General features: G+C 59.6%; 3 protein-coding genes and 1 pseudogene. 3 read left to right on the top strand and 1 reads right to left on the bottom strand.

Annotation, left to right across the window (positions count from 1 at the left end; all coding sequences use genetic code 11):
- Both EOA28_RS30560 and EOA28_RS40550 read left to right on the top strand, forming a co-directional pair.
- A pseudogene (locus EOA28_RS30560) lies at window positions 1-472 on the top strand (transposase); the annotation flags it as partial.
- A gap of 513 nt (window positions 473-985) precedes the next feature.
- On the top strand, window positions 986-1,186 hold the full coding sequence (locus EOA28_RS40550) for a hypothetical protein (RefSeq protein WP_245501636.1): 201 nt from the start codon (window positions 986-988) through the stop codon (window positions 1,184-1,186).
- 440 nt (window positions 1,187-1,626) lie between these two features.
- Here the strand turns inward: EOA28_RS40550 and EOA28_RS30545 are convergent, their stop codons facing one another.
- Window positions 1,627-2,658, bottom strand: a complete 1,032-nt coding sequence (locus tag EOA28_RS30545) for an IS110 family transposase (protein ID WP_128315605.1) — start codon at window positions 2,656-2,658, stop codon at window positions 1,627-1,629.
- Window positions 2,659-2,914: 256 nt separating this feature from the next.
- Between EOA28_RS30545 and EOA28_RS39685 the strand changes: the two genes are divergently transcribed.
- Window positions 2,915-3,135: hypothetical protein (locus EOA28_RS39685; RefSeq protein WP_210214979.1), on the top strand; the 221-nt coding region annotated here is incomplete at its 3' end.

Genomic DNA, 3,135 nt, shown 5'->3' with positions numbered 1-3,135 from the left:
GTTCGATATCGAGCGCGCGATCAACGGCCTGTTGCCGGCCCAACGCCACGCCGTGCGCCAAGAGCGGAGCGCCGCTGGTCACCGAGCTCAAGCGCTGGATGATCGAGACGCGCGACAAGCTCTCGCGGGGCCACGACCTGACCAAGGCCTTCAACTACATGCTGCGCCGCTGGTCATCCTTCACCCGGTTCCTCAACGATCGGCGCATTTGCCTATCCAGCAATGCTGCCGGAGCGAGCCCTGCGCGGCATCGCTCTCGGAAGAAAGTCCTGGCTGTTCTGCGGTTCCGATCGCGGCGGACAGCGCGCTGCCGTTCTCTATCGTCAGCGCCAAGATGAACCATATCGACCCGCAGGCCCGGCTCGCCGACGTCCTCGCCCGATTGCCCGCCTATCCGGCCCATCGGATCGATGATTTGCTGCCGTGGAATTGCAGATCCGCAAAATTGCGGACCCAACCAGCTGCGGCCTGATCATGCAGCGCAATAAGGTGCATCACGTCTACAACGTCGAACGTGTCGCCAGGGACCTCGGCGTCAGCCGTCATCTGGGTGTACGGCACCAACGATGACGACGGGATCTTGGCCTTCACCGATGAAGGCTTCGAGGAGGTCAAACTCCTCCTCGAAGAATATCATCGCGTCTCCCCATCGAAAGCTTGACCCCAGCACTCCGGTGCTCAGGTTCTCATGGCCACCAGATACGCACGTCTGCGGTCTTCACCGGATGCGTACTCTAGAGCCGAAAAGACCAAGTTGGTCGAGTTTGGTCGGTTCGCGCAAAGACACGCGGGCAAACGCGGCAGAAACCGCCCGGAAACGCTCTATTGCACGCGAAACCAAAGAGGCAACTTCAAGGTTGGGATGCGCACCGAGAATCTCGGCTAAAGCGCAGCCTTATGTCTCTGCAGGACCTGATGCGGCGAATACGGCATTACAAGATCAGTGACCAGGCCAGTGAAATCAACGTCGTCCTGCGCGGCCACTATGGCTATTACGGCGTCGCCGGAAATCTCCGGAGTCGTAAAAGTTTCTCGATCCGTGGAGCGTTACTGGCTTGGAATGCTGCGCAGCCGCAGCTGGGCAGGCCGACGCCTCACTTGGGACGCATTCAACCAGATCAAAGAACGGACACCGTTGCTGAAGCCTAAGCTGCGCCGGGAAATGCAGGCGCTTGCAGTGCTGTGAACCAATTGCTGAAGAGCGTGGTGCGGGAAAGCCGCACGCCACGTTCTGTGGGAACCGGGGGCGGGTGGCCGCCTCCGGTGACCCGGTGGGCAACGCCGCGAGGCGTCCCCCTATCCTTGATCAATCACGCAAACCGCTCTTGGGAATCCTCAAAACGCTCCCAGAACTAAAAAATCTGCCAAAGTAGTGCTTCTGTAATGGGCCCTCGTTCGTCAAGTCCCCTCTGAGCGATATCTCATCGCCAGGATCATGCTTCTGTCCGTAGTCAGCGCGAAGGCCGCCACACTATGCCATCAGATCCAGAGCTGACAGGTCAATCTAGGAAGCGTGATTTGCCGAAGCATTCACAGCACTACACACGACCTTGCCAAGCCCTCGTCCCGGCGACGGGACCTCAGGAGAGCCGGTACCGTTTCGGCTCGCTCCAAACGCTCTATGTCCTATGCCATCGCTGCGGCCTTGCTCCAGCGGAAGTCGCTCGCATCCACCCACATGCGATGGAGCACGACGCCCAACTTGCGAGCAAGGGCCACCTTGGCGCGCTTCATGCCCCGGCGTTTCGCCACGTCGAGCGCCCAGTGCTTCAGGCTCGAGAAGCGGGTCGCTCGCGTCAGCATGATGTGCGCCGCTTCAAAGAGCGCGGTTCGCACCATGGCGTCGCCGACCTTGCTGACACCACCGTCCCGATCGGTCTCACCGGATTGATATTTTTTGGGCGTAAGCCCGAAGTAGGCTCCGACCGTACTGGATTTTCCAAACCGTGTCGGGTCATCGACCGCCGAGCGATAGGTGAGCGCAACCAAGGCGCCGACACCAGGTGTGCTCATCAATCTGCGGCAAACCTTGTCAGCGCGCGCGATCTTCAGCATCTCGCGATGGAGCTTGGTGCACTCGCACCACAACGCCGTCCGCGCCGCCAGCATCGCACCGATCACCGTCTCCAGAGCGACGTGCCCTGCTGTCAGTTCCCGGATACGCGCCTCAAACCTTCCACGACTGACGTCTCCGACCTTCAGCCCATAGCTGCGCAAGATCCCGCGGATGCTCAGTTCGACGTCGAGAAGCTTGCCTTGCAGAAGCTTGCGCCCAACAAGAAGGGCTCGGCTATCCTTGCAAGTCACCGATTTGGCATGAACCGGGCGGTACCATCCCATCCGCAGCAGTTGGGCGATCCCGCGTGCATCTTTCCGGTCGGTCTTCACCGTCATTGCCGAGAGCGCCGCCTTCACGTGCCGTGTCTCGAGCAAAATCGCATCGCGTCCGGCGGCCACAAGCCCGGCATGGAGCCACTGCGATAATGGCCCAGCCTCGAGCCCAATGCGGATGACAGACAATTCCAGTTCGTCGAAATAGCGGACGAGTGCCTCCGGTTCGCTGGCGATCTTGACCTCGCGGATGATCCTTCCGGTCGCCTCCACAATGCACACGCTGCTCTCTTCCAGAGAGACATCGATTCCCACATAGTGTTCCATGGCTGTTCCTCTCATGATGCTGGAGCCTGCTCGGACTCCGTCCAACACCATCATTCTGAGGGACAGCCATCCAACCTGGCTATGCTCGCGAAGGCCGGCCCATTACGGCATCTAGGCTGCATTACCATGCCGATGCGGCTTCGACGCTTCGACGCCACGCCCAGTTGGAGAGACGATTGGCGCCAATGAAATTTGACCTAGATAGCACCGATCATGCAGGCGACGATGACCATTGAAGCGGCTTATGGTGCACTGATTGACAGCAGCCATGATAGAAGGGAAAGCAAGCGGCGGCTTGACAAAAAAATCGTCATATGGAGCGCCGAAGACTTCTCCCTACCTCGACGACTTCTCTGCTTCATGCGCCATAAACCTGATCGGCAACGGCATCGCATCGGAGATCGTTACGACAGCCGACCCAGGTCTCAACGCCAAGAAAGAAAACCCGGGAAATGAGCAGAACGAATGCCGGCATGG

This window comes from Mesorhizobium sp. M2A.F.Ca.ET.067.02.1.1 (assembly GCF_004023285.1).
Lineage (GTDB): Bacteria > Pseudomonadota > Alphaproteobacteria > Rhizobiales > Rhizobiaceae > Mesorhizobium.
Note: the sequence above shows the minus strand (reverse complement) of the source record. Positions and strands in the feature narration are given on the sequence as shown.